Annotated in this window: 20 protein-coding genes; 13 read left to right on the forward strand and 7 right to left on the reverse strand. The window is 71.7% G+C overall.

All coding sequences use genetic code 11. The features are described from left to right. Nucleotides 1–168: 168 nt before the first annotated feature. On the reverse strand, nt 169–1,527 hold the full coding sequence (locus ABZ027_RS33560) for a hypothetical protein (protein WP_356774987.1): 1,359 nt from the start codon (nt 1,525–1,527) through the stop codon (nt 169–171). Here ABZ027_RS33560 and ABZ027_RS33565 point away from each other — a divergent pair. Next, a complete protein-coding gene (locus ABZ027_RS33565) occupies nt 1,495–2,226 on the forward strand; it encodes a hypothetical protein (RefSeq protein ID WP_356774989.1) in 732 nt (243 codons plus the stop codon). The genes ABZ027_RS33560 and ABZ027_RS33565 overlap by 33 nt on opposite strands. Before the next feature lie 63 nt (nt 2,227–2,289). Here the strand turns inward: ABZ027_RS33565 and ABZ027_RS33570 are convergent, their stop codons facing one another. After that, nucleotides 2,290–3,582 carry a DUF1015 domain-containing protein gene (locus ABZ027_RS33570; protein WP_356774991.1) on the reverse strand — a complete coding sequence of 431 codons (1,293 nt, stop codon included), beginning with the start codon at nt 3,580–3,582 and terminating at the stop codon, nt 2,290–2,292. 72 nt (nt 3,583–3,654) lie between these two features. Here ABZ027_RS33570 and ABZ027_RS33575 point away from each other — a divergent pair, with 72 nt between their 5' ends. From ABZ027_RS33575 to ABZ027_RS33590, 4 genes are all read left to right on the forward strand, one after another. Beyond that, nucleotides 3,655–4,686: an HAD hydrolase-like protein gene (locus ABZ027_RS33575; protein WP_356774993.1), complete on the forward strand. Its 1,032-nt coding sequence runs from the start codon at nt 3,655–3,657 to the stop codon at nt 4,684–4,686. A gap of 70 nt (nt 4,687–4,756) precedes the next feature. Beyond that, a complete protein-coding gene (locus ABZ027_RS33580) occupies nt 4,757–5,800 on the forward strand; it encodes an iron chelate uptake ABC transporter family permease subunit (protein WP_356774995.1) in 1,044 nt (347 codons plus the stop codon). Further along, the gene (locus tag ABZ027_RS33585; protein WP_356774997.1) at nt 5,797–6,834 is read left to right on the forward strand and encodes an iron chelate uptake ABC transporter family permease subunit; all 1,038 of its coding nucleotides are present in this window, start codon (nt 5,797–5,799) and stop codon (nt 6,832–6,834) included. The genes ABZ027_RS33580 and ABZ027_RS33585 overlap by 4 nt, the downstream gene beginning before the upstream one ends. After that, complete coding sequence (locus ABZ027_RS33590) at nt 6,831–7,697, forward strand: ABC transporter ATP-binding protein (RefSeq protein ID WP_356774999.1); 867 nt, start codon at nt 6,831–6,833, stop codon at nt 7,695–7,697. The genes ABZ027_RS33585 and ABZ027_RS33590 overlap by 4 nt, the downstream gene beginning before the upstream one ends. Here ABZ027_RS33590 and ABZ027_RS33595 read toward each other — a convergent pair. Next, nucleotides 7,681–8,028 carry an SCP2 sterol-binding domain-containing protein gene (locus ABZ027_RS33595; RefSeq protein ID WP_356775001.1) on the reverse strand — a complete coding sequence of 116 codons (348 nt, stop codon included), beginning with the start codon at nt 8,026–8,028 and terminating at the stop codon, nt 7,681–7,683. The genes ABZ027_RS33590 and ABZ027_RS33595 overlap by 17 nt on opposite strands. Before the next feature lie 87 nt (nt 8,029–8,115). Between ABZ027_RS33595 and ABZ027_RS33600 the strand changes: the two genes are divergently transcribed. The 6 genes from ABZ027_RS33600 (at nt 8,116) to ABZ027_RS33625 (ending at nt 14,390) form a co-directional block, all read left to right on the forward strand. Continuing rightward, nucleotides 8,116–8,496, forward strand: a complete 381-nt coding sequence (locus ABZ027_RS33600; protein WP_356775093.1) for a hypothetical protein — start codon at nt 8,116–8,118, stop codon at nt 8,494–8,496. A 7-nt stretch (nt 8,497–8,503) separates the two neighbouring features. Further along, the gene (locus tag ABZ027_RS33605) at nt 8,504–9,319 is read left to right on the forward strand and encodes a TlyA family RNA methyltransferase (protein ID WP_356775003.1); all 816 of its coding nucleotides are present in this window, start codon (nt 8,504–8,506) and stop codon (nt 9,317–9,319) included. Then, a complete protein-coding gene (locus tag ABZ027_RS33610) occupies nt 9,316–10,221 on the forward strand; it encodes an NAD kinase (RefSeq protein ID WP_356775005.1) in 906 nt (301 codons plus the stop codon). Before ABZ027_RS33605 ends, ABZ027_RS33610 begins: the two co-directional genes overlap by 4 nt. 237 nt (nt 10,222–10,458) lie before the next feature. Further along, nucleotides 10,459–12,177 carry a DNA repair protein RecN gene (gene recN / locus ABZ027_RS33615; RefSeq protein WP_356775095.1) on the forward strand — a complete coding sequence of 573 codons (1,719 nt, stop codon included), beginning with the start codon at nt 10,459–10,461 and terminating at the stop codon, nt 12,175–12,177. Nucleotides 12,178–12,245: 68 nt separating this feature from the next. Further along, entirely contained in the window at nt 12,246–13,001 is a 756-nt protein-coding gene (locus tag ABZ027_RS33620; RefSeq protein ID WP_356775097.1) for a hypothetical protein, read from the forward strand. Between the two features lie 252 nt (nt 13,002–13,253). Continuing rightward, nucleotides 13,254–14,390, forward strand: a complete 1,137-nt coding sequence (locus tag ABZ027_RS33625) for a glycosyltransferase family 4 protein (RefSeq protein WP_356775007.1) — start codon at nt 13,254–13,256, stop codon at nt 14,388–14,390. A gap of 6 nt (nt 14,391–14,396) precedes the next feature. On the opposite strand, the gene ABZ027_RS33630 is transcribed toward ABZ027_RS33625, so the two are convergent. Both ABZ027_RS33630 and ABZ027_RS33635 read right to left on the reverse strand, forming a co-directional pair. Then, entirely contained in the window at nt 14,397–16,037 is a 1,641-nt protein-coding gene (locus ABZ027_RS33630; protein ID WP_356775009.1) for a PucR family transcriptional regulator, read from the reverse strand. Nucleotides 16,038–16,174: 137 nt separating this feature from the next. Beyond that, a complete protein-coding gene (locus ABZ027_RS33635; RefSeq protein WP_356775011.1) occupies nt 16,175–16,753 on the reverse strand; it encodes a TetR/AcrR family transcriptional regulator in 579 nt (192 codons plus the stop codon). A gap of 90 nt (nt 16,754–16,843) precedes the next feature. On the opposite strand from ABZ027_RS33635, the gene ABZ027_RS33640 reads away from it, so the two are divergent. Together ABZ027_RS33640 and ABZ027_RS33645 are read left to right on the forward strand one after the other, a co-directional pair. Beyond that, on the forward strand, nt 16,844–17,290 hold the full coding sequence (locus ABZ027_RS33640; protein WP_356775013.1) for a DUF1772 domain-containing protein: 447 nt from the start codon (nt 16,844–16,846) through the stop codon (nt 17,288–17,290). An 89-nt stretch (nt 17,291–17,379) separates the two neighbouring features. Then, nucleotides 17,380–17,805 carry a DUF4267 domain-containing protein gene (locus ABZ027_RS33645; protein ID WP_356775015.1) on the forward strand — a complete coding sequence of 142 codons (426 nt, stop codon included), beginning with the start codon at nt 17,380–17,382 and terminating at the stop codon, nt 17,803–17,805. Between the two features lie 14 nt (nt 17,806–17,819). Here ABZ027_RS33645 and ABZ027_RS33650 read toward each other — a convergent pair whose 3' ends face one another. Next, the gene (locus tag ABZ027_RS33650; protein ID WP_356775017.1) at nt 17,820–19,202 is read right to left on the reverse strand and encodes an FAD-binding oxidoreductase; all 1,383 of its coding nucleotides are present in this window, start codon (nt 19,200–19,202) and stop codon (nt 17,820–17,822) included. Nucleotides 19,203–19,272: 70 nt separating this feature from the next. Further along, on the reverse strand, nt 19,273–21,075 hold the full coding sequence (locus ABZ027_RS33655) for a glycoside hydrolase family 15 protein (RefSeq protein ID WP_356775099.1): 1,803 nt from the start codon (nt 21,073–21,075) through the stop codon (nt 19,273–19,275). Nucleotides 21,076–21,307: the final 232 nt, after the last annotated feature.

The following is a 21,307-nucleotide window of genomic DNA, read 5'->3' on the forward strand; positions in this document are numbered from 1 at the left end:
GATGGTACTGCAGGGGGGACCCTGTGGGAGAGTAGGACGCCGCCGAACAATTTTTGGAAGGACCCCTGGTCCCCAGCGTTCAGCTGGGGACCAGGGGTCCTTTTGTTTTTCCAGAGCGCATCGGGTACCCGGCTGCGCGAGAATGACTTGCAGTACCGAAGACAGGAGTCACCCATGTCCACCAACTCTCCCGACGATCGACCGGAGCGCGACCAGCGGCGACGGGACAGTGGTGACCGGGGTGACCGCGGCGGCTTCCGCGGAGATCGTGGTGGCTTCCGTCGCGACAACGACCGTGGTGGGTACGGTCGTCGAGACGACCGCCGAAGCGATGACCGCGGTGGTGACCGTGGTGGCGACCGCAGTGGTGACCGTGGTGGCTTCCGACGTGACGACCGGCGGGATGACCGTCGCGACGACCGCCGTGATGATCGTCGGGGCGACGACCGTGGTGGCGATCGTGGTGGTTTCCGCCGGGACGACAACCGGGGCGGCTACGGCCGACGGGATGATCGACGTGAAGGCGATCGCGGACCGCGTCCCGCATTCCGACGGGACGACCGTTCTGCGGGCCCCCGACGGGACGACCGTCCTGCCGGGCCGCGCAGGGACGACCGTTCCGCCGGGCCGCGCCGTGACGATCGCCCCGCCGGGCCACGTCGTGACGATCGTGACCGTGGCCCCCGACGTGATGGAGACCGTCCCACCTTCCGCCGCGACGACCGCGGGGAGCGCCGGGACGACAACCGTGGTGGTTTCCGCCGGGACGACAACCGGGGTGCCGGCTATGGGCGTCGTGACGACCGCCGTGATGACCGCGGTGGTTTCCGGCGTGACGATCGCCGTGACGACCGTGGGGGTGACCGCGGTGGTTTCCGGCGGGACGACCGCCGCGACGATCGGCGTACCGACGATCGCCGGGACGGTGACCGTGGTGGTTTCCGGCGGGACGACCGCCGTGATGACCGCCGCGACGATCGGCGTACCGACGATCGCCGGGACGGTGACCGTGGAGGTTTCCGGCGGGACGATCGGGACCGGGACCGGGGGTTCCGGAGTGACGACCGTGATCGTGGCTTCCGTCGTGATGACCGCGGTGGCGACCGGGGTGGCTTCCGGCGTGACGATCGGGACCGGGAACGCGGTGGCGACCGTCGTGATGACCGCGGTGGCGATCGCGGTGGCTTCCGGCGTGATGACAACCGCGGTGAGCGGGGCGGGTTCCGGGGTCGGGACGACCGTGGTGCCCGTGGGCCTCGCCGGGACGACCGGGGTGAACGTCCCGGTGGCTTCCGTGGACGTGATGACCGGCGCGGCGGCGACGACCGGCGCGGTGGCGGTCGCTTCCGTGACGAGCGTGACCGGGACCGGGAGCCGATCAGGCGGCTGCCGATCCCCGAGGACGTCACCGGCGACGAGATCGACAAGGACGTACGGCAGGAACTGCAGAGCCTGCCGAAGGGGCTCGCCGAGGATGTCGCCAAGAACCTGGTGATGGTGGCCCGGCTCATCGACGAGGACCCCCAAGGCGCCTACGGCTACTCCAAGGTGGCCCTGCGGCTCGCGTCGCGGGTTGCCGCCGTACGAGAGGCGGCCGGATTCGCGGCGTACGCGAACCAGAAGTACAGCGAGGCCCTTGCGGAGTTCCGGGCAGCGCGGCGGATGACCGGCAACGTGGACCTGTGGCCCGTCATGGCCGACTGCGAGCGTGGGCTCGGGCGGCCGGAGAAGGCGCTGGACATGGCCGGTGCCGCCGAGGTGCACAAACTCGACAAGGCCGGACAGGTGGAGATGCGGCTCGTCGCGGCCGGCGCCCGGCGTGACATGGGGCAGTTGGACGCGGCGATCGTCACGCTGCAGAGCCCCGAGCTGGCCTCCCACTCCGTACAGCCGTGGACCGCGCGGCTGCGGTACGCGTACGCCGACGCCCTGCTCGCCGCCGAGCGCGAGGACGAGGCGCGGGAGTGGTTCGCCAAGGCCGTTGAGGCCGACAAGGACGGCAGCACCGACGCCTCGGACCGGCTCGCCGAGCTCGACGGGGTCGAATTCGTCGACGCCTTCGACGAGGACGAGAACGAGAACGAGAACGAGGGTGAGGGCGAGGGCACGGTCGAGAGCGAGCGCTCGTCCGGCGTCCAGTCCCAGGAAGCCTCCGTGGAGCAGGCCGAGGACGGCGACCGGGACGACGACAAGAACGATGACGTGAACGGCGACGGCAAGGACTGACGGCCTTGAGAGAAGGGTGGGATCCCGGGTTCGGGATCCCACCCTTTCTGCTGTCCGGGGCGGCTACAGGTCCAGCGCGCGCAGTACCAGACCCGACGCCGGTTTCGGCCCGAACGAGGTCGACTTGCGGGGCATCGTGACGCCCAGGCGGGCCAGATCGCGGACGACCTCCTCGCGGACGGGGTGCATCAGGACGGCCGTACCGCCGTCACGCTCGGCCTTCTCTATCGTGGCCGCCGTGTCGTGGATGTAGGCGACGCGGGCGGGGTCGTCCTCGGGGATGTGCCAGACGTGGTCGAGGAGAGCGGCGTGCAGGACGGTCGCGTCGAGGGTGCGCCAGGCGGCGGGATGCTCGACGGGGACGGTGCGGGACAACAGGGCAGGATCCGGGCGGTCGATCAGGTGGAACGCGCCGTCGCCGGCCAGCAGGAACGCGTTGCCCTCACCAGCCGCCTCCGCCAGGGCCTCCAGCGCCTGCGCCAAGGGGACGTCGATGCGGCGTACCCGGAACAGGCCGTCCAGGGCGGTCACCGCGTCCGCGACGGGCAGACCGTGCAGGAGACGATGGATGGCACGGACGCGCAGGGGGTAGCGGGCCGTGTCGACGAGGAGGACCAGGCCGTAGTCCCATGGGCTGGGGGAGGGGTGCTCCGCGCGTAGACGCCGATAGGTGGCCCAGCGGTGGTGGCCGTCGGCGATGAGGGCCTGGTGGCGGGCCAGGTCGGACTGGACGCGGCCCACGTCGGTGGGATCGGTCACCGACCACAGACGGTGGCGGTAGCCGTCCTCCGTGGTCGTCGCGAGCAGCGGGGGCTGTTCGGCGAGCCGCTCGACCAGCTCGGTGGTGGCGGACGCGGCGCCGTCGCCGCGGTAGGTCAGGAGCAGGGGCTCCAGGTTCGCCGACGTGGCCCGCATGAGGGCGGCACGGTCGGCGACGACATGAGGCATGACGTCCTCATGGGGCAGGACCACACCCTCCGACGGGTCCGACAGGCGCAGGGCGCCGATGATGCCGCGCTGGAGCAGGAGATCGCCGTCGCTCTGTTCGTAGACGTACAGGCCCGGTTGGGAGTCGGCGGTCAGGACACCCTCGGACAGCCAGCCGCTCAGGGTGCGGGCCGCCTGTGCGTTGCGTTCGGTGGGGGTCGCGGCCTGCGGGAGAATCAGTCGGACGATGTTGTGCGGGTCGGCGGACTGCAGGTGGTGCACGCCGTCGGGGCGTACGACGACGTCGTACGGAGGAGACGTCACGGCGGCCAGGTTGCCGACCCGGTCGGGGTCGTAGCGCAGGCCTCGGAACGGGGTGAGTTCCAGGCCTCGGGGCGCCGTTGCTTCCGAGTGACCTGCTGAGTTCATCCCGGCATCGTACGTGTGTCAGTGGCATGCGGGATGATCGGGGGAAAGCCGTCGAACGAGGAGCGATGCGGAATGAGCCAGCGTGTCAGGACGAGGCCCGAGGGCAGTGGGCAGGCCCTGAGCGAGGGGTACGACACGGCGCTGCTCGATCTGGACGGGGTGGTGTACGCGGGCGGGAACGCGATCGCGTACGCCGTGGAGTCGCTGGCCACCGCGCGCGAGGGCGGAATGCGGCTCGCGTATGTCACCAACAACGCGCTGCGCACGCCGGACATCGTGGCCGAGCACCTCACCGAGCTGGGCATACCGACGGGAGCCTCGGATGTCATCACCTCCGCGCAGGCGGTCGCACGGCTGATCGCCGAGCAGGTGCCGTCCGGTGCGCGCGTGCTCGTGATCGGCGGCGAGGGACTGCGGGTGGCGCTGCGTGAGCGCGGACTCGAGCCGGTGGAGTCGGCGGACGACGATCCCGCGGCGGTCGTCCAGGGATACGGCGGGCCCGACCTGACGTGGAGTCGCTTCGCCGAGGCCTGCTATGCCATCAGGCGGGGGGTGCCGTGGTTCGCCTCCAACACCGACCTGACGATCCCGAGCGCGCGCGGCATCGCGCCGGGCAACGGGGCGGCGGTGGAGGTCGTGAGGATCGCGACCGGTGCCGATCCGCAGGTGGCGGGGAAGCCGCTGCCGCCGATGCACCGGGAGACGATTCTGCGGACCGGTGCCGAGCGCCCGTTGGTCGTCGGGGACCGGCTCGACACGGACATCGAGGGGGCGTTCAACGGGGAGGTCGACTCGCTGCTCGTCCTGACCGGGGTCACGGACGGACCGCAGTTGCTGGCCGCGCCCCCGCAGCACCGGCCGACGTATGTCGACGCCGATCTGCGGGGGTTGCTCACCGGGCAGCCGGAGGTCACCGAGGACGGGAAGGGCTTCCGGTGCGGCGGCTGGACGGCGCAGGCCGGGACCGCGGGGAGGCTGGAGCTGGACGGCGACGGCGAGGCCTTGGACGGGCTGCGGGCGCTGTGCGCGGCGGCCTGGACGGCGGCCGGTGAGGGTGTGTGCGAGCTGGACGGGGGTAAGGCCCTGGCACGGCTGGGTTTGTGAACCCAGTGTCCCGTGGGCCTTCCTGACACCGGGATCGTGGCTGAATGCGAGGGTAGGCTAACCTAACTACGTGTTGGTCGACAGTCCCCCCGAACAGCGCGCGGAGACCGCCCCCGCGCCCCCCAGCCGCAGGGCGATACGCGTCGTCGGTTTGCTCGTCTCGGTCGTGACGCTGATGCTCGTCGCGGTGGCGAGCATCGCGATCGGCGCCAAGGCGCTCTCCGTCCCAGAGGTCTGGCACGGCCTGTTCGAGGAGTCGGGGACGTACGCCGACGTCGTCGTCGCCGACCGGCTGTCGCGGACCGTGCTGGGCTTGCTCGTGGGCGCCGCGCTCGGGCTGTCCGGGGCCGTGCTGCAGGCACTGACCCGCAATCCGCTGGCCGATCCCGGACTGCTCGGCATCAACGCGGGGGCGTCCGCCGCGGTGGTCACCGCGATCTCGTTCCTCGGGGTCACCTCGCTGAGCGGGTATGTGTGGTTCGCCTTCCTCGGCGCGGCCGCTGTCGGGGCCGTGGTCTGGTTCCTGGGCGGCAGCCGGGGGGCCACGCCGGTGCGGCTCGCGCTGGCCGGCACCGCGATCAGTGCCGCGCTCTACGGCTATCTCCAGGCCGTGATGATCCTGGACAACGCGGCGTTGAACAGGATGCGCTTCTGGACGGTCGGTTCACTGTCCTCGGCGAACGACTCGACCATCGCGCAGGTGCTGCCGTTCCTGCTGGCCGGCTCGGTCCTCGCGCTCGCCCTGGCCCGGCCGCTCAACGCCGTGGCCATGGGTGACGACACCGCCAAGGCGCTGGGCGCCAACCTGATCCGCACCCGGGCGCTGTCGATGCTCGCCGCGACCGTGCTGAGCGGGGCCGCGACCGCCGCCTGCGGGCCGATCGTGTTCGTGGGGCTGATGGTCCCGCACGTCGTCCGGTCCTTCACCGGACCCGACCTGCGCTGGATCCTGCCGTACGCGACGATCCTGTCACCGGTGCTGCTGCTGGGCTCCGACGTCCTCGGCCGGGTCGTCGCACGCCCCGCGGAGGTGCAGGTCGGGATCGTCACCGCGCTCATCGGGGGACCCGTGTTCATCTTTCTCGTACGTCGGCGGAGGCTGGCCCAGCTGTGAAGACCACCCGTGTCCTCAGGACCCCCGGCGGGCTCTCGATCCGGCTGGACGTCCGTGCCCTCGTCGTCGTCGCACTCCTGCTGCTCGCCGCGCTCACCGCGAGTGTCGTGCTGATCGGCACCGGAGACTTCCCGATCCCGCCCGCCGACGTGCTCAAGTCGCTGGTCGGCGACGGCAACGCGGGCCAGGAGTTCATCATCAACGAGCTGCGGCTGCCCCGGGTCCTCGTGGGACTCCTGGTGGGCGCCTCCCTCGGACTCGGGGGTGCGCTGTTCCAGGCCATCTCCCGCAATCCGCTGGGCAGTCCGGACGTGCTCGGGCTCGGGCAGGGAGCGGCGGCCGGTGCGCTGATCGTGATCGTGCTGATGAACGGGGACGCTGCCGAGGTCACCGTCGGGGCACTCCTGGGCGGTCTCGTGACCGGGCTCGCCATCTACCTGCTCGCCTGGAAGCGGGGCGTGCACGGCTATCGACTGGTGCTGGTCGGCATCGGTGTGGCCGCGATGCTCACGGCGCTCAACAGCTATCTGCTCACCATCTCCGACCTCACCGACGCGGCCAGTGCCGTGGTCTGGATGACCGGGTCGCTCGACGGGCGGGACTGGGAGCAGGTGTGGCCCCTGCTCGGGCTGTGCGCCGTGTTCGTACCCCTCGTCCTCGCCAACGCGCGCGGGCTGCGGATGACGGAGATGGGTGACGACGTGTCGTACGCCCTCGGAGTGCGCGTCGAGCGGCTCCGGATGATGCTGCTGGTGGTCGCCGTCCTGCTCACCGCGACCGCCACGGCGGCGGCCGGGCCGATCAGCTTCGTGGCGCTCACCGCGCCCCAACTGGCCCGCCGGCTGACCCGCTCGCCCGGACCGAACCTGCTTGCGTCCCTGTGCATGGGCGCCACCCTCCTGGTCGCCGCCGACTGGATCTCGCAACGCGCGTTCGGAGCGGGCCAACTGCCCGTCGGCGTGGTCACCGGCGCCCTCGGCGGGGTCTACCTGCTGTGGCTGCTGGTCATCGAGCGCAAGGCGGGCCGGATATGAGCGTCGACAGCAGAGCCGGTAACGGGCCGAACAATCCAAGGAGCACAGTGAACCGCCTGTCCGCCGAGAACGTGACCCTCGCCTACGATCAGCGGGTCATCGCCGAACAGCTGTCGGTGGAGATACCCGACAACTCCTTCACCGTGATCGTCGGTCCGAACGCGTGCGGCAAGTCCACGCTGCTGCGGGCCCTGTCACGGATGCTCAAGCCGAGTCAAGGCCGGGTGCTGCTCGACGGACAGGTCATCCAGTCGATGCAGGCGAAGAAGGTCGCCCGCACCCTGGGGCTGCTCCCGCAGTCGTCGATCGCGCCCGACGGGATCACCGTCGCCGACCTGGTCGGCCGCGGCCGGTACCCGCACCAGGGAATCCTGCGCCAGTGGTCGCCCGAGGACGAGCGGGTCGTCCAGGAGTCGATGGCGCAGACCGGGGTCGCCGAACTGGCCGACCGCTACGTCGACGAGTTGTCAGGCGGCCAGCGGCAGCGCGTGTGGATCGCGATGGCGCTCGCCCAGCAGACGCCGTTGCTGCTGCTCGACGAGCCGACGACCTTCCTGGACATCCAGCACCAGATCGACGTCCTCGACCTGTGTGCCGAACTGCACGAGGAGCAGGGCCGCACGCTGGTCGCCGTGCTGCACGACCTCAACCACGCCGCGCGCTACGCCACCCATCTGATCGCCCTGAAGGGCGGCGCGGTCATCGCCGAGGGCGCGCCGAACGACATCGTCACCGCCGAACTGGTCGAGGAGGTCTTCGGACTGCGCTGCCAGGTCATCGACGACCCGGAGACGGGCACGCCGCTGGTGGTTCCGGCGGCGCGCAAGGCCCGGACGGCCGAGGTGGTCACAGAAGCTTCCTGAGAGTGAACAGGTCCTTCAGTCCCGCCTCCAGCTTCACCCGGCCCGAACCCCAGGCCTTGGCGAAGTTCAGCTCGCCGTTGACCAGGGCCACCAGGTCGTCGCCCGCCATGGCGAGTCTGATCTGCGCCTTCTGAGGTGGCGGCCCCTGGAGGGTGTCCGCCACCTCGATCCGGCCGTCGACGAGCCGGCCGACGAAGGTGACGTCGAGGTCGGTGATGTGGCAGCTCACCGAGCGGTCCAGGGCCGCGGCCGTGCGGACGTCCCCCTCGGCGGTCTGCAGGTTGTCCGAGAGCTTCTCGAGTGCGGCGCGGCACTCCTCGATCGTGGCCATCGCGATCGACGTTACCCCAGGGCTTCGAGGTAGCGTCTGGGCATGAGCGACTCTGTGCCCGAGTTCGCGGTCCGGGCGGAAGCGGAGATTCCGGTGTCGGACGCGCCGGCCTCGGCGGACGTACCGGCTCCGACGGCCGTACCTGACCCACCCGGGGCACCCCACGCACCCGAGGCCGGGGCACCCCACGTACCCGAGGTACGCGACGCGCCGGACGAACCGGACGGCCAGGCGGAACCGGAGCCCGATCCCGCCGCGCCCGCCCCGCTGGACGTGCCCCGCACCCCGACCGGGAACGCCGAGGTGGACGCCCAGCTGGCCCGGCTCGGGGACACCGACCACCTCGCCACGGACGGCCACATCGAGGTGTACGAGGATGTACACCGAGGGCTGCGCGACGCGCTGACCGCGCTCGACGCCCGCCCGGGACTTCCGGCGCCCGCCGGCCAGTACGAAAACAGGAGCTGAACCGAACGTGGCAGGAGTCGCACGTCGCCGTCTCGACGCGGAGCTGGTCCGCCGGAAGCTCGCGCGCTCCCGTGAGCACGCCGGGCAGCTGATCGCCGCCGGGCGGGTCACAATCGGCAAGACCGTCGCGACCAAGTCCGCCACCCAGGTGGAGACGGCGGCGGCGATCGTGGTCTCGGACGACGACAGCGACCCCGACTACGTCTCGCGCGGCGGTCACAAGCTCGCCGGCGCGCTCGCGGCGTTCGTTCCGCAGGGGCTCGTCGTCGAGGGGCGGCGGGCGCTGGACGCCGGCGCGTCCACCGGCGGCTTCACGGATGTCCTGCTGCGCGCGGGAGCCGCGCACGTGGTCGCGGTGGACGTCGGATACGGACAACTCGCATGGTCTCTCCAGAGCGATGAACGCGTCACCGTCAAGGACCGTACGAACGTACGCGAGTTGACGCTCGAAGTGATTGATGGGGAACCAGTGGATCTTGTCGTGGGGGATTTGTCCTTCATCCCGCTCGGACTGGTACTGCCCGCGCTGGCGCGGTGCGTGAAGCCGGACTCCGACCTGGTGATGATGGTCAAGCCGCAGTTCGAGGTGGGTAAGGAGCGGCTCGGCAGTGGGGGAGTCGTACGGAGTCCGCAGCTGCGCGCCGACGCTGTGCGCGCGGTGGCGCGGCGGGCCTGGGAACTGGGGCTCGGCGTGAAGGGTGTCACCGCCAGTCCGCTGCCCGGACCGTCCGGGAATGTCGAGTATTTTCTGTGGCTGCGGTCGGGGGCGCCCGAACTGGACCCGGCCGACGTCGATCGTGCTGTGGCGGAGGGGCCGCGTTGAACCAGAACCGAGCTCGTACTGTTTTCCTGCTCGCCCACACCGGGCGGCCCGCGGCGATCCGCAGCGCCGAACTGGTGGTGAAGGGGCTGCTGCGCGAGGGCATCGGCGTGCGGGTCCTGGAGTACGAGGCCGCCGACCTGCCGTTGCCCAAGGAGGTCGAGCTGGTCAAGGAGGCGACTCCGCAGTGCCTCGACGGGTGCGAGCTGTTGATCGTGCTCGGGGGCGACGGAACGCTGCTGCGCGGCGCCGAGTTCGCCCGGGCGTCCGGGGTGCCGATGCTCGGCGTCAACCTCGGGCGCGTCGGATTCCTCGCGGAGGCCGAGCGGGACGACCTCGACCGGGTCGTCGAGCGGGTGGCCACGAAGGCGTACGAGGTCGAGGAGCGGATGACGGTCGACGTCGTCGTGCACCGCAACGGGGACATCGTGCACACCGACTGGGCGCTGAACGAGGCGGCCGTGCAGAAGGTGTCCGCCGAGAAGCTGCTCGAAGTGGTGCTCGAGATCGACGGGCGGCCGGTCACCGGGTTCGGGTGCGACGGCATCGTGCTGTCCACTCCGACCGGGTCGACCGCGTACGCCTTCTCGGCGGGCGGGCCGGTGGTGTGGCCCGAGGTGGAGGCGTTGCTGATGGTGCCGATCAGTGCGCACGCGCTGTTCGCGAAGCCGCTGGTGACCTCGCCGGACTCCGTGCTGGCGGTGGAGGTGCTGCCGCACATCCCGCCGGGCGTCCTGTGGTGCGACGGGCGGCGGACCGTCGAGTTGCCGCCGGGGGCGCGGGTCGAGGTACGGCGGGGGGCCGTGCCGGTGCGGCTGGCCCGGCTGCACCACGCGTCGTTCACGGACCGGTTGGTCGCGAAGTTCGCGTTGCCGGTCTCCGGATGGCGGGGGGCGCCCCACTAGAGAGGCCCCAGCGATCCCTCGGGGCGCGGAGCGTCCGGGCCACGCGGCGGTCGTGGCCGGTCGCGTCCACGCGGCCGAGCCTCACATCGACACAGCCCCGAGCCCGGGCCACCTCCACTCGCCCGGGTGACAACCGTCGGCTGTGCACATTCGTTACCTGCACCTTCACACAACAGAGGCGGGGGCCGTCGCACTTCCCCTCCCTGACCTCGTAAGGTCGTGTCCGTGTTGGAGGAGATGCGGATACGGTCGCTCGGAGTCATCGACGACGCGGTCGTGGAGCTGTCGCCCGGCTTCACCGCCGTCACGGGTGAGACGGGTGCGGGCAAGACCATGGTGGTCACCAGCCTCGGGCTGTTGCTCGGTGGGCGTGCCGATGCGGCGCTGGTGCGGATCGGGGCGAAGAACGCTGTCGTGGAGGGGCGGATCAGCATGTCCGCCGGCGACTCGGCTGTCGTGCGGGCCGAGGAGGCCGGGGCCGAGCTCGACGACGGCGCGCTGCTGATCAGCCGTACCGTGTCCGCGGAAGGGCGGTCCCGGGCGCACCTGGGCGGGCGCTCCGTGCCGGTGGGGCTGCTCGCCGAGCTCGCCGACGACCTGGTGGCCGTGCACGGGCAGACCGACCAGCAGGGGCTGCTGAAGCTGTCCCGGCAGCGGCAGGCCCTCGACCGGTACGCCGGGGACGCCGTCGCCGTGCCGCTGGCCAAGTACACCGAGGCCTACCGGCGGCTGCGGGCGGTGTCCGTGGAGCTGGAGGAGATCGTCACGCGCAGCCGTGAGCGGGCTCAGGAAGCCGACCTGCTGCGGTACGGGCTCGACGAGATCGCCGGCGTCGAACCGCGGGCCGGGGAGGACGTGGAGCTGGCGGAGGAGGCGGAGCGGCTCGGACACGCCGAGGCGCTGTCGTCCGCCGCCACGGCCGCGCACGCCGCCCTCGCCGGCAACCCCGAGGACCCCGAGGGCATCGACGCGGCGACCTTCGTCGCGGGCGCGCAGCGGGCCCTGGACGCCGTACGGACGCACGACCCGTCGCTGGCCGCGCTCGCGGACCGGATCGGGGAGATCGGGATCCTGCTGGGTGACGTCGCGGGGGAGCTCGCCGGGTACGCCGACGATCTGGACGCCGATCCGCTGCGGCTGGCGGCCGTCGAGGAGCGCCGGGCCGCGCTGACCGCGCTGACCCGGAAGTACGGCGAGGACGTCGCCTCGGTGCTGGCGTGGGCCGAGCACAGTGCCGCGCGGCTCACCGAACTGGACGGGGACGACGAGCGCACCGGGGAGCTGACCGCCGAACGGGACGCACTGCGGGCCGAACTGGGCGGGCTGGCGCAGGCCTTGACCGACGCGCGGACGAAGGCCGCGGAACGGTTCGCGGCCGCGGTGACCGCAGAGCTCGCCTCGCTGGCGATGCCGCACGCGCGGGTGTCCTTCGACATCCGCCAGACCGAGGACCCTGAGGGCGTCGAGGTCGGGGGCCGCGCGGTCGCCTACGGGCCCGCCGGTGTGGACGAGGTCGAGCTGCTGCTGGCCCCGCACCCGGGGGCCCCGGCCCGGCCGATCGCCAAGGGCGCCTCCGGGGGTGAACTGTCCCGGGTGATGCTGGCGGTGGAGGTGGTCTTCGCGGGGAACGATCCGGTGCCGACCTATCTCTTCGACGAGGTCGACGCGGGCGTCGGCGGCAAGGCCGCGGTGGAGATCGGGCGGCGGCTGGCCCGGCTGGCGAAGAGCGCGCAGGTGGTGGTCGTGACGCACCTGCCGCAGGTCGCCGCGTTCGCCGACCGGCAGTTGCTGGTGGAGAAGACCAACGACGGCTCCGTCACCCGGTCCGGAGTGAAGGTCCTCGAGGGGGAGGAGCGGGTCCGGGAGCTGTCCCGGATGCTCGCCGGCCAGGAGAACTCGGAGACGGCCAGGGCCCACGCGGAGGAGCTGTTGGCCACGGCCAGGGCGGATGGCTAGAGCCTGAGGTCGGTGCCTGTTGCCTGAGTGCGTCGGGCTGCGGCGTGTCCTCGTAGGGTGATCGGATGATGAGCCGTACGCGCGGAACCAGTCGTGGTCGCCGGATCAGTTCGTTGGGGCTCGCCGCCGCCGTCACCCGTGTCGCGACCGCCGCCCTCCGTGCCGAGCCACCCGGCGGGCGTGAGCGCTGGGCTCGGACCAACTACGCGGGTCGGTCGGTCGAGTTGTACGCCGGGCCCGCGTGCGCCTTCGCGGCCGCCACCGGGACGGCGCGGGTGAGGCCTGCCGCCGGATTCGCGGTGCTGGCCGCCGGGGTGTGCGGGGCGTACGACGACGTCGCCGGGGCCGGTGACCCCCGGCGCGGGTTCCGTGCGCATCTGACCGCCCTGCGGGAGGGCGAGGTCACCAGTGGGGCCGTGAAGCTGCTCGGGATCTCCTCGGCGGGGCTCGTCGCGGGCGCGTTGCTGAAGGAGCGAGCGGTCGACAAGGTGCTCGCGGGTGTGGTGATCGCCGGAACCGCGCACCTGGTGAACCTGGTTGACGTACGGCCGGGGCGGGCCGCCGCAGCGGTCGTCGCGCTCGGCGCGCCGGGACTGCTGCGGGCGGGGCCGGGGGCGGAGTTGGCCGCCGCTGCCGTGGGTGCGGCGCTGGCCGTGCTCCCCGACGACCTCGGCGAGCTGGCGATGATGGGCGACACGGGCGCCCACGCGCTGGGTGCCGCGCTGGGCACGGCCGTCGTCGCGGGCAACGGGCGGGCGGGGCTGGTCGTCCATGCCGCCGCTCTGGTCGCCGCGGCCGTCCACGGGGAGGCGCGCGGCGCGTAGTGGGTGCGTCCCCCAGGGTGAACAGTGTGGGCACATGTGTGCGGAATTATGTCCTCCCTCACTCGTGTGGGTGACCCGGGCCGCCGTGCCGCCAGGGCGTACGGCCGACGGCGTTCCCGGAACACCCGTACGTACTGGCATCCTTGGACCAGAACGCAGTACGCGTAGGAAGCGCGCGGTACACCCCCTCCGCCCGAACCTTCTGTACGTTTCCTCGTGACCGCCCGAAGCCGAACCAGGAGCCCCGGCCACGTGACCCCCGTGAGCAGCCACTCACCGCTCGGCCAGTCGCCGCTGCGCACCGTGCAGGTGCTCGGCGGAGGCAACGCCGCCAGCAGCGCGCATGTGCGCTCCCTGGCCTCCGGGCTGGCGGCGCGGGGCGTGCGGGTCACCGTGTGCGCCCCCGTGGAGGCCGACCGCGCCTACGACTTCACCGGCGCCGGTGCCGACCACGTGCACGTGCCGCGCAGCAGCGACCCGGGGGCGGTGGCCGCGCTGCGGCAGGCGTGCACCGACGCCGACCTGGTGCACGCGCACGGACTGCACGCCTCCTTCCGCGCCGTGCTCGCGCTCAGCGGACGGCGCACCCCGCTCATCGTCACCTGGCACGACCGCGCGTACGCCGAGGGTGCCCGCGCCCACTTCCTGCGGCTTCTCGAGCGACGGGTGGTGAAGGCCGCGACCGTGGTGCTCGGCACCACCTCCGTCCTGGTGGACCGGGCTCGCCGTACCGGAGCGCGGGACGCACGTCTGGCCGCCGTGGCGCTGCCCGGCCCGCGCGAGACCGTGGAGCCGGAGGACCCCGACCGGCCGCGGGCCAAGATCCGGGCCGAACTCGGTGCCACCGGACGTCCGTTGCTGATGGCCGTCGGATCCCTCGAACCACACCGGGGCTACGACACGCTGTTGGACGCCGCGCGCGTCTGGCGCCACCTCGACCCGGTGCCGCTGGTGGTGATCGCGGGAGAGGGGCCCTCGCGCGCCGAGTTGCAGTGGCGGATCGAAGGCGAGGGGCTGCCGGTCCGGCTCCTCGGACGGCGGGAGGACATCACCGAGTTGCTCGCCGCGGCCGACCTCGCCCTGCTACCGGGCGGCGAGGAGTCGCGGTCCGTCCTCGCCCAGGAGGCGTTCCACGCGCGCGTGCCGCTCGTCGCCACCGACTCCGGCGCCGTCCCCGAACTCGTGGGCGACGCGGCCGAACTGGTCCCGTCCGGCGATCCCGAGGCGTTCGCGGACGCCGTGGTACGCCTCCTCGGCGACCCCGAGCGTCAGCAGTCGCTGCGGGACAGGGGCGCCCGACAGGCGGCCACCTGGCCGTCCGAGGACGAGACCGTCGCGCAAGTGCTCAGCGTCTACGACGAGTTGACCCAGCCCAGGCCGTTGATCTAGGACCTGTCACGACACGAGCCGGCGTGCCCGCAGGGCCAGGCTCAACGCCAGTACCGTCTGCGGATCGTCGAGGTCGGTGCCCAGCAACTCCCCGATCCGCGCCAGCCGGTTGTACAACGTCTGCCGGTTGAGGTGGAGTTCCCGGGCCGTCTCCGCCTTGCGTCCCGCGTGCGCGAGATACGTCTCCAAGGTGGGCAGCAGCGGCGGTTTGGAGCGGTGGTCGTGGTCCCGGACCGGGCCGATCGCACGATCCACGAAGGCCGCCAGGTCCGGATGGTCGCGCAGCCGCCACAGCAGCAGGTCGATGTCCAGGCGGCGGGCGTCGTACCAGGGACGGTCCGACAGACCCTGAGCCGCCGTCGCCGTCTCCGCCGCGTGCCTGAGCCCCGCCGAGGCCGCCGCCCAGCCGCCGGCCTGCCCGACGACCACCACCGGCGGCTGCGCTCCCGGCCGCTGCATCCCGGCCCGCTCCACGCCCGCCCGCAGCGCCGCCGCGACCCGGTCCGCGACAGCCGGCCTCTCCGACTCCGAACGCAGGCCCAGCAGTACCGGGACACGGCCCTCCACCGGTCGTACGCCGAGCAGGACCGGTACCCCCACCGACGCCAGCTCCTCCGCGACCGCGCGCGCCAGGACCGCCCAGCCGCCGCCGGGGGACAGGGCGTCCCCGAGTCGCATGACCACGGGCAGCAGCGGGCCGTCGCCCGGTTTGAAGCCCAGGACGCGGGCCTGCGCGGGCGCGTCCTGGGCCGCGACCCGGCCCTCGGCGAGGTCGGTCAGGAAATCCCCGCGTCCCCGCGCGGCCAGTTCCTCCTCCTGGCGGGCCTGCATCAGGACCACGGCCAGGATGCCCGCGGCCCGTTCGGCGGCCATGCGGTGCACGGGCGCGAGCGGCGCGCGTACCGGCAGCAGGACGAGGCGGGCCCGGACCGCTCCCGCCCCCGGCCCGCCGCCCGGCACGTCCACCACGACCGAGCCGGCCGGCGGGTTGTCCTTGTGCTGGCCGCGCAGCCCCTCCCACACCTGGAGCGGGTCCGCGCCCTCGGGGCCGGACCCGGCGGCGAACAGGAGCCGGCCGTCCGTCGTCTCCAGGAAGACCGGGTTGTCGCAGAAGTCGGCCAGGATGCCGAGGACCTGCGGTATCCCGCCGCCGCCCAGCAGGGCTTCGGTGCAGCGGCGGTGCACCTCCTCCGCCCGCTGGAGCAGGGCGTAGTGGCCGTTGACGATCTCGGTGTGGATCTCCTCGGTGACCGTCACGAACGGCACCTCGCGATGCAGTTGGACCAGCGGGAGACCGGCCGCGCGTGCCGTGTCGACCAGGGCCGCGGGGAGGCGGGCGAAGCGCGGGCCGAGCTCCACGACGAGGGCCGCGATGCCGCGTTCGGCGAGGGTGCGCACGAACACGCGCTGGTCGGCCGGGCGCGTCCCGAGGCCGTAGCCCGTGGTCAGCAGCAGCTCGCCGCCCTTGAGCAGCGAGGCGATGTTGGGTACCTCGCCCGCGTGCACCCAGCGGACGGTCCGATGCAGCCGGTCGGCGCCCGCGAGGACCTCGGGCAGACCGCTGCGCAGGCCCGGCAGCTCCAGGGCGCGCCGCACGGTGATGCCGCCGCCCTGATTCTCGAATCGGTGGTCCGTGCCGCTGTCCATGCAGCGGACGCTACCCGCGGACCAGCCCGGGAGACATCTCCGGCGATCGCGGGGCGAGCCGCGCGGTCAGGGGACGACCGGCCGCAGCGCGGCGCCGGGTGGCGGCGGGGCATCACGGCCCCCGCCGACATGGTGGGTCAGACAATCGCGAGCCGGTCCACCAGCAACTCCACCCTCCACTCGGCGTCCTCCGGTGGCAGCCGTCCCGCCCGGGTCAGGGTGGCCAGGCCGTGCAGGGCCGCCCAGAACGTCTCGGTGAACAGCCCCGGGTGGACGCCGTCCCCGGCGACCTCGCCCAGCGTCTCCAACAGCGCGGCGAAGGCGTCCTTGAGCGGCTTTGGGGTTTCCTCCTGCGCGTACGCCAGGCCGCCGTCGAGCTGGAACAAGGCGTCGTAGACCGCCGGGTTGCGTGCGGCGAAGTCGAGGTAGGCGCGGGCGAGGGAGGCGACCCGCTCGCGCGGGCTGCCCGCCTTGGCGGTCGCGGCCCGCACGGCCACGGCCATCTCGGTGGCGCCCTCGATGGCGACGGCGCCGATGATCTCGCGTTTGCCGCGGAAGTGGCTGTAGAGGACGGGCTGGCTGTACTCGATGCGTTCGGCGAGCCGGCGGGTGGTGACCGCGTCCCAGCCCTGCTGCTCGGCGAGTTCGCGGGCCGTCGCCACGATGAGGCGCTCGCGCTCCGCCCGTTCGCGTTGCTTTCGTTCCTGTACCGACATGATTCGATCCTAGCACCGCTAGACAAGCGAGCGGCAGTAGTACTAGCGTTGCCTCATCACCTAGCAGTGCTAGATCCAGAAGGGATCATCATGCTCAACGCTCTCGAGGTCTTCACCACCGTGGTCGTCGGTCTGATGGTGGGGGTGGAGTTCTCCGTCGCCTTCGTCATGAACCGGATCTTCAACGCCCTTCCGGACGACAGCAACCAGTTGGCCCACGCCCACGGGGGCCGGATGCTCGGCGCCGTGATGCCGTTCTGGTACATCGGCTCGCTCGTCCTGAGCGCCGTCTGGGCCATCGCCGGATGGCGCGACGGCGGTGCCGGCCTCGTCGTCACCGCCGCCGCGCTACTGATCGTCAGCGTGATCATGTCGATCCTGCTGCTCGTCCCGATCAACAACCGGAACAAGGCCTGGACCCCTGAGAGCCGGCCCGCGGACTGGAAGGAGCAGCTGAACCGCTGGGAGCGCTTCCACTACGTCCGGGTCGCCGTCATCATCGCCGCCTTCACCCTGCTGGTCACCGCCCTTGTCTGACACCGAAGCCGCCCCGACCTCGGGCCTCGCACCGCTCAGCGGCGCCACGAAGCTCACCGAGCTGACGAAGACTCGCAAGGAGAAGAACCATGTCACTGAAGAAGATCAACACCGTCCTGGCCGCCGCCTTCATCCTCTTCATCCTCTGGTTCGGGACGGAGTTCATCCTGAGCCCGGAGACGACGGCGCCGACCTTCGGCCTGCCGAGCTGGCCGTCCGGTGACGGCGGCGGCTTCCTGGTCATCAAGGGAATCCGCGACGTCGTCTTAGCCCTGGTCCTCGGCGTCCTGCTGGTGACGGGCCACCGCCGGGCGCTGGGCCTGGCGCTGCTGGTGGAGGCCCTCGCCGCGTACGGCGACATGGCCACCGTGCTGGCCCACCACGGCTCCGTGGCCACCGCGCTCGGCATCCACTGCCTGACCGCGACACTGATGGTGGTCAACGGACTGCTGATCATGCGCGAGACCCGCAAGGTCGCGGCCGCTCCGGCAACGCCCGCCCCGCAGCCCGTCTGATGCCGCGACAGCTCTCAGCCCGGCCTGATGTTGTGGTTGAAGCGGAAGACGTTGTCGGGGTCGTACCGCCGCTTCACCTCCGCCAGCCGCCGACTGTTCTCGGCGCCCACGCCGGCCACGACCCGGTCGCCGCCCTCGTCACCGATGAAGTTGAGGTAGACCGCGCCGGTGCTCCACGGCCCGACGGCGGTACGGACATCCCGCACCCACTGGACGCAGCGCTCGTCGTCCGCGGGGTCCTCCCACAGCCCGAAGGGGTGCACGCCCCACGGTGCGTCCCGGTAGGGCACGGGATACGTGTGCGGCCCGGTGCCGATCGCGCCGCCCTGCGGGAACAGCGCGTGCAAGGTGCCGGTCGGTACGGGCATGGCCTCCCCCTGGGCGCAGAAGGCGGCCACGAAGTCGTCGGGCGCGCCCGTCAGGTACTCCGCCGACCAGTAGTTCCGCATTCCGGGAGGATCGTCGATCATGCACTGGACGTCGGCGTACGGCATCGCCCCGACGACCTCCGACTCGTGCGGCAGTGCCAGCAGCGGCTCGGCCACCTTGCGCATGTCGGCCTCGGACCCGGCGTACGTCAGCAGCACCCCGCACAGCAACGTCCCGACCAGATGCGGCGGCACGAACTCCTCGGGCGGGCCGGTGAGATAGATGACGGCGCCACCGGCCTCGTCGGGACCGGCGGTGATGACGTCGCGGAAGGTACGCGTGGCCTCCAGGCCGTGCTCGGGGAGGTACAGCAGCAGCGCGATGGAGAACTCGGGCAGCTCGTGCAGCTTCAGGGTGATCGCGGTCGCGACGCCGAAGTTCCCGCCGCCGCCGTGCAGGGCCCAGAACAGGTCCGGGTTCTCGTCGTCACTCGCGTGCACCCTGCTGCCGTCGGCTGTGACCAGTTCCACGCCCAGGAGGTTGTCGACGGCCAGTCCGCAGTGCCGGTCGAGCCAGCCCGTGCCGCCGCCCAGGACGAAGCCGCCCACACCGGTCGTCGACACCCGGCCACCGGTGGTGGCCAGACCGTGGGGCTGGGTGGCGCGGTCCAGGTCGCTCATCGTGGCGCCGCCCGCGACCCGTACCGCCTCGGCCGCGGGATCGACCGTCACGGCGCGCATGTGACGCAGGTCGACCACCACCGCCCCGTCGCCCAGCGCCATGCCCGCCACGCTGTGCCCGCCGCCGCGTACCGCGACCGGCAGATCGAGGCTCCGGGCGAAGCGCAGCGAGCGCACCACATCGGTCTCGTCCACACACTGCGCGATCACCGCCGGCCGCCGGTCGATCATGGCGTTGAAGACGGTCCGGGCGTCTTCGTACCCGAGGTCCTCCGGGGTGAACACGTCGCCGACGAGATCCTCGCGCAACGCGGTCAGAGCCGCGCCCGCCTTGGAGGGGGAAGCCATGGTCGCTCCCTTCCGAGAAGGGGCAATTGTTCTGCTTCCAGCCTAGGCGGGCACGGTCCGCGGGGCTCGCTCAGCCGCCGTACGCCCCCGAGGCCGTCAGGCGCAGGGCCGTGTCGATGAGGGGCACATGGCTGAAGGCCTGGGGGAAGTTGCCGACCTGGCGTTGCAGGCGCGGGTCCCATTCCTCCGCCAGCAGGCCGAGGTCGTTGCGCAGGGACAGGAGCTTCTCGAACAGCTTGCGTGCCTCGTCCACGCGGCCGATCATCGCGAGGTCGTCCGCCATCCAGAACGAGCAGGCCAGGAAGGCCCCTTCGTCACCGGGCAGGCCGTCGACGCCTTCGTTGTCGCCCGAGGTCGGGTAGCGCAGGATGAAACCGTCCGAGGTGGACAGCTCCCGCTGGATCGCCTCGATCGTGCCGATCACGCGCTTGTCGTCCGGCGGCAGGAAGCCCATCTGCGGGATCAGCAGCAGGGAGGCGTCCAACTCCTTCGAGCCGTACGACTGGGTGAAGGTGTTGCGCTCCTTGTCGTAGCCCCGCTCGCACACGTCCCGGTGGATGTCGTCGCGCAGTTCACGCCACTTCTCCAGCGGGCCGTCCGCGTCCCCGGACTCGATCAGCTTGATCGTGCGGTCGACGGCGACCCAGGCCATCACCTTGGAGTGCACGAAGTGGCGACGCGGGCCGCGCACCTCCCAGATGCCCTCGTCCGGCTCGTCCCAGTGCTGCTCCAGGTAGCGGATCAGCTTCAGCTGGAGCAGCGAGGCGTAGTCGTTGCGGGCCAGGCCCGTCATGTGGGCCAGGTGCAGGGCCTCGGTGACCTCGCCGTACACGTCCAGCTGGAGTTGGTGCGCGGCGCCGTTGCCGACCCGGACCGGCCCGGAGTCCTCGTAGCCGGGCAGCCAGTCCAGCTCGGCCTCGCCCAGCTCGCGCTCACCCGCGATGCCGTACATGATCTGCAGGTTCTCCGGGTCGCCGGCGACGGCCCGCAGCAGCCATTCGCGCCAGGCGCGGGCCTCCTCGCGGTAGCCGGTGCGCAGCAGCGAGGAGAGCGTGATGGCCGCGTCCCGCAGCCAGGTGTAGCGGTAGTCCCAGTTGCGGACACCGCCGATCTCCTCCGGCAGGGACGTGGTGGGCGCGGCGACGATGCCGCCGGTCGGGCCGTAGGTCAGCGCCTTCAGGGTGATCAGCGAACGGATCACGGCCTCGCGGTAGGGGCCGTGGTACGTGCAGTGCTCGACCCACTCCCGCCAGAAGTCCTCCGTCGCCTCCAGCGACTGCTCCGGCTCCGGCAGCGGCGGCGGCTCCTTGTGCGAGGGCTCCCAGGAGATGGTGAACGCGATCCGGTCCCCGGGGGCGACGGTGAAGTCCGCGTACGTCGTCAGCGACTTCCCGTACGTCTCGGCCTCTGTGTCGAACCACACGGAGTCCGGACCGGCGACGGCCACCGTACGGCCCTCGTGCTTGTGCACCCACGGCACGATCCGGCCGTAGGAGAAACGCATCCGCAGCGCCGAGCGCATCGGGACCCGGCCCGAGACACCCTCCACGATCCTGATCAGCTGCGGAGCGCCGTCACGCGGAGGCATGAAGTCGATCACCCGGACCGTGCCGCGTGGGGTGTCCCACTCGGACTCCAGGATCAGGGAGTCGCCGCGGTAGCTGCGCCGGGCCGCGGTGGGCGGCTCGTCCCCGGACGCGTGTGCCGGGCCGATCCGCCAGAAGCCGTGTTCCTCCGTGCCGAGCAGACCGGCGAAGATGGCATGCGAGTCGAAGCGGGGCAGGCACAGCCAGTCCACCGTGCCGTCCCGGCAGACCAGGGCGGCGGTCTGCATGTCTCCGATGAGTGCGTAATCTTCGATGCGCCCGGCCACGTGCAACTCCAGTCGAACGGCCACGTCACCCCCGGAACAGGGGGCTGTCGCTTGCGGTAAAAGGGGTTTGGTCTTGGTACTGCGTCGTTGAGCGGTGAATCAAAACAGTCCTACCGCTGTGAGGCAAAACGACAACTGTTGCTCAACGAACTGACGAGCTCTCGTTGTTCCGGTGATGACGGGAGGGGGGTGGGTCCCGTGTTGCCGGCCTGGCTCGGCAGTGAGTGTCCGA

The organism is Streptomyces sp. NPDC006332 (assembly GCF_040612855.1).
Classification (GTDB): domain Bacteria; phylum Actinomycetota; class Actinomycetes; order Streptomycetales; family Streptomycetaceae; genus Streptomyces.

Excerpts from the sequence above, each read along its gene's own strand:
- ABZ027_RS33590 (WP_356774999.1), top strand. The coding sequence starts at position 6,831 with ATGAGCGTCGACAGCAGAGCCGGTAACGGGCCGAACAATCCAAGGAGC.
- ABZ027_RS33575 (WP_356774993.1), top strand. The coding sequence starts at position 3,655 with ATGAGCCAGCGTGTCAGGACGAGGCCCGAGGGCAGTGGGCAGGCCCTG.
- ABZ027_RS33565 (WP_356774989.1), top strand. The coding sequence starts at position 1,495 with ATGGTGGCCCGGCTCATCGACGAGGACCCCCAAGGCGCCTACGGCTAC.
- ABZ027_RS33650 (WP_356775017.1), bottom strand. The coding sequence starts at position 19,202 with ATGGCTTCCCCCTCCAAGGCGGGCGCGGCTCTGACCGCGTTGCGCGAG.
- ABZ027_RS33620 (WP_356775097.1), top strand. The coding sequence starts at position 12,246 with ATGAGCCGTACGCGCGGAACCAGTCGTGGTCGCCGGATCAGTTCGTTG.
- ABZ027_RS33640 (WP_356775013.1), top strand. The coding sequence starts at position 16,844 with ATGCTCAACGCTCTCGAGGTCTTCACCACCGTGGTCGTCGGTCTGATG.
- recN (WP_356775095.1), top strand. The coding sequence starts at position 10,459 with ATGCGGATACGGTCGCTCGGAGTCATCGACGACGCGGTCGTGGAGCTG.
- ABZ027_RS33630 (WP_356775009.1), bottom strand. The coding sequence starts at position 16,037 with ATGGACAGCGGCACGGACCACCGATTCGAGAATCAGGGCGGCGGCATC.
- ABZ027_RS33595 (WP_356775001.1), bottom strand. The coding sequence starts at position 8,028 with ATGGCCACGATCGAGGAGTGCCGCGCCGCACTCGAGAAGCTCTCGGAC.
- ABZ027_RS33570 (WP_356774991.1), bottom strand. The coding sequence starts at position 3,582 with ATGAACTCAGCAGGTCACTCGGAAGCAACGGCGCCCCGAGGCCTGGAA.
- ABZ027_RS33635 (WP_356775011.1), bottom strand. The coding sequence starts at position 16,753 with ATGTCGGTACAGGAACGAAAGCAACGCGAACGGGCGGAGCGCGAGCGC.
- ABZ027_RS33645 (WP_356775015.1), top strand. The coding sequence starts at position 17,380 with ATGTCACTGAAGAAGATCAACACCGTCCTGGCCGCCGCCTTCATCCTC.